This window comes from Jatrophihabitans sp., from assembly GCF_046262535.1.
Taxonomy (GTDB): domain Bacteria; phylum Actinomycetota; class Actinomycetes; order Mycobacteriales; family Jatrophihabitantaceae; genus Jatrophihabitans.
On sequence record NZ_JBHEMO010000049.1, the window covers coordinates 21,074 to 27,169 of the forward strand.

Here is a 6,096-nt window from a genome sequence, read left to right on the forward strand (position 1 = left end):
AGCGGGCCGCCTCAGACCGGCTCGGACCCTGTGGGCATCGGAGGTTCCACGTCGTCGTCGGCCGGCGCGACGAGGTCGTCGGCGCTGCCACCACTGCGCAGCGTGTAGAGCAGCCCGGCCAGCTCGTCCGGTGCCACGAGCACCTCGCGCGCCTTCGAACCCTCCGAGGGCCCCACGATGCCGCGTGACTCCATCAGGTCCATCAACCGGCCCGCCTTCGCGAAGCCGACGCGCAACTTGCGCTGCAGCATCGACGTGGAGCCGAACTGGGTCGAGACCACCAGCTCGACCGCCGACAGGAGCAGGTCGAGATCGTCGCCGATCTCCTCGTCGATCTCCAACTTCGCCGCCTGCGGCGCCGTGACGTCGTCGCGGTACGTCGGTTGAAGCTGCTTCTTGCAGTGCCCGACGATCGTGTTGATCTCGACGTCGGTGACGAACGCACCCTGCATGCGGGCCGGCTTCGACGCCCCCATCGGCAGGAACAGCGCGTCGCCCTTGCCCAGCAGCTTCTCGGCGCCGGGCTGGTCGAGGATGACGCGGGAATCGGCCAGCGAGGACGTCTTGAAAGCCAGCCGGGACGGGACGTTGGCCTTGATCAGCCCGGTGACCACATCAACCGAGGGACGCTGGGTCGCGATCACGAGGTGGATGCCGGCGGCGCGGGCGAGCTGTGTGATGCGCACGACGGAGTCCTCGACGTCGCGCGGGGCCACCATCATCAGGTCCGCGAGCTCGTCGACGATCACCAACAGGTACGGGTAGGCCGAGTAGACCCGTTCGGAGCCGGGCGGCGCCTTGAGCTCGCCGCTCAACACCTTCTTGTTGAAGTCGTCGATGTGCCGGGTGCCCGAGTGCTCCATGTCCTCGTAACGCATGTCCATCTCGCGCACGACCCATTGCAGGGCGTCGGCCGCCTTCTTCGCGTTGGTGATCACGGGCGTGACCAGATGCGGGATGCCTTGGTACGCGGCGAACTCGACGCGTTTCGGGTCGATGAGCACCATGCGCACCTGGTCGGGCGTGGCCCGGGCGAGGATCGACAGGATCAGCGTGTTGATGCAGCTCGACTTGCCGGCGCCGGTGGCACCGGCGACGAGCAGGTGTGGCATGCGGGCCAGGTTGGCGACGACGAACCCGCCCTCGACGTCCTTCCCGAGCGCAACGAGCATCGGGTGCTGATCGCGCTGCGCGACCTTCGAGCGCAGCACGTCGCCGATCATCACGATCTCCGGGTCGGCGTTGGGGATCTCGACACCGACCGCGCTCTTACCGGGGATGGGGCTGAGGATGCGGACCTCGGCACTCTTCACCGCGTACGCGATGTTTCGGGTCAGGTTGGTGATCCGCTCGACCTTCACACCGGGCCCGAGCGACACCTCGTACCGGGTGACCGTCGGACCGCGATTGAAACCGGTGACGGCACAGTCGACGTCGAACTCCGCGAACACCTGCTGCAAGGCCGCGATGACCTCGTCGTTGGCCTTGGTGTGTTCAAGGTGCGGCGAGCCCGGCGCGAGCGTCGACAGGCTCGGCAACGTGTAGAGCCCGGCGCCGCCCGAGAGCTCGAGCTGCAAGGGGCGGTCGATCGGCGGCAGTTCCGGCTCGACGACCTTGGCCGTACGCGGCTTGCGCGGCTTCGGCGTCGGTGGCGCGTCGCCGTCGATGGCTTCGGCGGGGATCTCCGAGGTGGCCGCGTCGGGATCGGCCTCGACGACGGTGCGCTTGCGCCGCCGCGGCGTCTTCTCGACCGCTTCGACGACCTCGTCGGTGTCGGGCCGCCCGAGGTGCAGCGTCGACCGGAGATACCAGACGAGGACGCTGATGGGCGTCGAGGTGACAACGAGGATGCCGAAGGCGCCGAGCAGGGCCAGCACGGGGACCGCGAGCACCGGGGACAACCCGGCCGAGAGCGGCTTGCCGGCGGCCGTGCCGACCAGGCCGCCGGCATGGGCGCGGCCGTGCGCGGACGACGGGCTGGCCGCCCAGAGATCGAACAGGCCGAGGACGGCGACGGTGAGCGCGACCGAGCCGACCAGAACGCGGCCGCGGCCGCCCGGCTCGGGCGCCTGGCGCAACATGTGCGCGCCGCCGGCGAGCAGCACGATCGGCAGCAGCAACGCGCCGTTGCCTCCGATCGCGCGGCAGACGGTCTCGATCGCATCGCCGACCGGGCCGGCGGCGGAGAACCAGGTGGCCATGGCCGTGATCAGTCCGAAGCCGAGGACACCGAGGGCGGCACCGTCGCGGCGGTGCTCCGGTGAGAGGTCGCGCGCGGTCGCCGCGTTGCGTCTCGCGGCTCGGGCGGTGCCGCCGATGACGGTGGCCAGGGCGCGCCAGATCGCCGCGATCGCCTTGCCGAGGCCCACGAGCGGAGCGGCGAGCGGCGACCGCCCGCGGCGTTTGGCCGCCGGTCTCCTCGACCCGCCCGCAGGCTTGCGTGCCGGTGGCCGCGTCCTCGTCCCAGTGCTCACCCGGCAACGCTAACCCTGAACTTGAGGGTTGTTGGCGTGACCCGCCGAGCGGCGCCGGAAAGTCGGTTCGGCCCCGCGTCAGCCCAGTCCGGCCGCGGCAAGATCCTGGCGCAGGTGGCTCAGCTCGTGGTCGGTCGCGTCCACCAGCGGCAGCCGCACCGGCCCGACGTCCAGACCGCGCAGCCGCAGCCCGGCCTTGACCAGAATCGTGCCCTGGGTTCGGAAGATGCCGGTGTAGATCGGCAACAGCCGGCGGTGCAGGCGCTGCGCTTCGGCCACGTCCCCCCGCTCGAACGCCTCGATCATCGCTTTGGTGTCACGACCGGAGAAGTGGGTGGACGTACCGACGACGCCGACGGCGCCGATCGACAGCCAGGGCAGCGTCTCGGCGTCGTTGCCGCTGTAGAACGCGAGGTCGGTCTCGGCGAGCACCCGGGCGCTGCCGGCGACGTCACTCTTCGCGTCCTTCACGGCCACGATCCGATCGTGCTGGGCGAGGGCGATCAGGTCGTCGGTGTGGATCGGCGTGCCGGTGCGGCTGGGGATGTCGTAGAGCATCACCGGCAGATCAGTGGCGTCGGCGACGGCACGGAAGTGCGCGACCAGCCCGGCCCGCGGCGGCCGGGAGTAGTACGGCGTGACGACGAGGACGCCGTCGGCACCGGCCTTCTCGGCCTGCTGGGCGAGGTGGACGGTGTGCACGGTGTCGAACGTCCCGATGCCGGCCACGACGGCAGCCCGGTCGCCGACGGCATCGACGACTGCGGTGAGCAGCTCGGCCTTCTCGGCGTCCGTGGTGGTCGGTGACTCGCCGGTGGTCCCGCTTATGACCAGCCCGTCGTTGCGCTGTTCGTCCACGAGATAGGTCGCCAGCTCGACGGCCTTGTCGAGATCGAGGGCACCGGCCACGTCGAAGGGCGTGACCATGGCGGTGAGCATGCGACCGAACGGACGGCGCTGATCTGGCTCCACGGGTCAACGATACCCGGGACGGCGGACGGATTCGGCGCTCAGCCCTCGCTGACGAACGGGCTCGAAGCCACCTCGGTGCTGTCCGGAAGCGAGGTGATCTCGAAGTCGGCGAATGCGTTCGGGGCGATGCGCTGCAGCTCGCGCAGACACGCGATGGCCAGCTCGCGGATCTCCACGTCGGCGTGCTCGGAGGCCCGCATCGCGACGAAGTGGCGCCACGCGCGGTAGTTGCCGGTGACGACGATGCGCGTCTCCGTGGCGTTCGGCAGCACGGCCCGGGCGGCCTGGCGCGCCTGCTTCCGGCGCAGGGTCGCGTGATCGACATCGGCGAACTTCTTCTCCAAGCCCTCCAGCAGCTCGGTGTAGGCCTGCACTGCGGCCTCGGAGGCAGAGACGAACTTGGCGTGCAGCTCAGGGTCGTCGGCGATGACCTCCGGCTCAACCATCGCCGCGTCCTTCTCCGGGACGTAGCGCTGGGACAGCTGCGAGTAGCTGAAATGGCGGTGGCGAATCAGTTCATGGGTGAGCGACCGCGAGATGCCGGAGAGGGAGAACGTCACCGAGCCGTGCTCGAGCACGGACAGGTGGCCGACCTCGAGAATGTGCCGCAGGTAGCCGGCGTTGGTCGCCGTCGCCGGGTTCGGCTTCTTCCACGACTGGTAGCAGGCCCGGCCGGCGAACTCGGCCAGCGCCTCACCGCCGTCGGTATCGGTGTCCCACGGAACGTCCGCCGGTGGTTCGAAATGCGTCCAGGCTATGGCCTGAACCTTCAGCGGGACGATGTCGGGCACGCCGTGCTCCCTGCTCTGAGTTCCCTGCGCCGCCTTCCCGGTGGCGCGTGGTGGGTTGGAGGCCCCGAGCGTAACCGGCGGAGGCGACGACGGGACGACGGCACGCGTGCTCGCGCGCGGGGCTGTCCCGGCGACGATCCACTGCCATTGCCATGACGGCATCAGTGATGTCATATTGACAGCATGCAGCTGTCACACCATCTCGCACAAGTCCAGGAGCAACTCCGCACTGCGGCCGCCCTGGGCGACGAGCGGACCCAACAGATCGCCACCGCGCTGGCCGACACGGCGTCCCCGGCCGTCCGCCTCGCCTTGCTGGGCGCGGTCGCGGACGCCGCCGACGAGATCACGTCGGCGTTGCTGGACTTCCCGAGCGCGCCGGCCGTCGCGGTCCGGCTCGACGGGGACGAGGTCAGCGTCGACGTCCGCTCGACCGAGCCGGAGCCGCCCGCCGAGGAGGTGCGGCGCGACGACGGCGACACCACCGCCCGGATCTCGCTGCGGCTGTCGGACTCGCTGAAGACCGACATCGACGCCGCGGCCGAGCGCGACGGCATGTCCGTCAACACCTGGCTGGTGCGCGCCGCCTCGGCGGCGCTACGGCAGGCCGGCACCACCGCCGCCGCCGGTGCGCCGGACGGCTCCGGCCGCGGCCGGCAACGACGCGACAACCAGCACCGGATCACCGGCTGGATCAACGGCTGACGAGGAGTACGACATGCCGAAGCACAGCTTTCCGATCGACGGACCCATCAACCTGCTCGTCCGGATCGGGCACGGCTCGGTCACCGTGGACACCGAAGACGGCCTGGAGCAGGCCAGCGTCGAGATCCAGGCCGGGAAGAACGCGGGCGAGCTGCTCCACCAGACAGTGGTCATGATGAGTGGCCGGACGCTGACCGTCGCCGCGCCTCGGCAGGGCGGAATCTTCGACCTGCCGGTCTTCGGCCGCCGCATCGGCCGCAGCCTGGACGTCAAGGTCGTCGTTCCGACCGGAACCGCGGTCAAGATCAGTACCGTGACGGCGCCGATCACCGTCGTCGGTCATGTCGGCGGCGCCGACCTGGCCTTCGGCGCGTCCGACGCCGGGCTGCGGCACGTCGAGGGGAACTTGCGGCTGCGATTCGGCAGCGGAAACGCGCGGGTGGTTCAGGTGACTGGTTCGGTCGAGCTGCGCTCGGGCTCCGGCTCGGCCTCCTTCGGCGAGATCGGCGGCGCCCTCAATGCGGGCTGCGGCAGCGGCGATCTGGACGTCCACGTGATCCGTGGAGCCGTCCGCTCGCGCTGCGGCTCGGGCTCGGCCCGGCTCGGCGAGGTGCACGGCGACGTGGATCTCGCGACCGGCTCGGGTGGGCTGGAGATCGGCCTGCCGACCGGCGTCACGGCGCGGCTGGACGTCCACAGCGGTTCCGGACAGGTCAGTTCCGAACTGCCTATCGACGACAAGCCGGCCTCGACGGAGGATGTGATCACCGTCCGGGCCAAGACCGGCAGCGGCGACGTGCGGCTCTTCCGCGCGGCCTGAGCGGATCGGGTCAGGATTCGGCCGGTCAGCCCGGCTCGGCGACCAGGTCGGCGGCCAGCGCTGCATAGCGACCCCTGCGGCCCAGCAACTGCTCGTGGGTTCCGCGCTCGACTATCCGACCGCGATCGAGGGCGACGCTCTGGTCGACGTGCCGCACGGTGGAGAGCCGATGCGCGATGGCCACCGTCGTCCGCCCGCTGGACGCGCGGATTGCGCAGCAGCATGCGGGCTAGCGCCAGCCGTTGCCGCTCGCCGCCGGAGAACCGGTCGCCGCCAGCGCCGACCACGGTGTCGTAGTCCGACAACCCGGCCAGGGCCACTGCGAGAGCGGCGA

General features: G+C 70.5%; 5 protein-coding genes and 1 pseudogene. 2 read left to right on the forward strand and 4 right to left on the reverse strand.

The window, feature by feature from the left end; translation table 11 throughout:
• Positions 1–11 precede the first annotated feature (11 nt).
• From ABR571_RS07925 to thyX, 3 genes are all read right to left on the reverse strand, one after another.
• Positions 12–2,474 (reverse strand): DNA translocase FtsK 4TM domain-containing protein, encoded by a 2,463-nt coding sequence (locus ABR571_RS07925; protein WP_409452644.1) that lies wholly within the window; start codon positions 2,472–2,474, stop codon positions 12–14.
• A gap of 78 nt (positions 2,475–2,552) precedes the next feature.
• Complete coding sequence (dapA, locus tag ABR571_RS07930; RefSeq protein WP_409452653.1) at positions 2,553–3,413, reverse strand: 4-hydroxy-tetrahydrodipicolinate synthase; 861 nt, start codon at positions 3,411–3,413, stop codon at positions 2,553–2,555.
• A 71-nt stretch (positions 3,414–3,484) separates the two neighbouring features.
• A complete protein-coding gene (gene thyX, locus ABR571_RS07935) occupies positions 3,485–4,237 on the reverse strand; it encodes an FAD-dependent thymidylate synthase (protein ID WP_409452645.1) in 753 nt (250 codons plus the stop codon).
• A gap of 183 nt (positions 4,238–4,420) precedes the next feature.
• Here thyX and ABR571_RS07940 point away from each other — a divergent pair, with 183 nt between their 5' ends.
• Together ABR571_RS07940 and ABR571_RS07945 are read left to right on the forward strand one after the other, a co-directional pair.
• Complete coding sequence (locus tag ABR571_RS07940; protein WP_409452646.1) at positions 4,421–4,942, forward strand: hypothetical protein; 522 nt, start codon at positions 4,421–4,423, stop codon at positions 4,940–4,942.
• Between the two features lie 13 nt (positions 4,943–4,955).
• Positions 4,956–5,762, forward strand: coding sequence for a DUF4097 family beta strand repeat-containing protein (locus ABR571_RS07945; RefSeq protein ID WP_409452647.1), 807 nt, complete (start codon positions 4,956–4,958; stop codon positions 5,760–5,762).
• A 25-nt stretch (positions 5,763–5,787) separates the two neighbouring features.
• Here the strand turns inward: ABR571_RS07945 and ABR571_RS07950 are convergent.
• Positions 5,788–6,096: pseudogene (locus ABR571_RS07950) on the reverse strand (ABC transporter ATP-binding protein); the annotation flags it as partial.

Bases quoted from the DNA above. Each gene is read 5' to 3' on its own strand.
- dapA (WP_409452653.1), bottom strand. From the start codon at position 3,413: ATGCTCACCGCCATGGTCACGCCCTTCGACGTGGCCGGTGCCCTCGAT.
- ABR571_RS07940 (WP_409452646.1), top strand. From the start codon at position 4,421: ATGCAGCTGTCACACCATCTCGCACAAGTCCAGGAGCAACTCCGCACT.
- ABR571_RS07945 (WP_409452647.1), top strand. From the start codon at position 4,956: ATGCCGAAGCACAGCTTTCCGATCGACGGACCCATCAACCTGCTCGTC.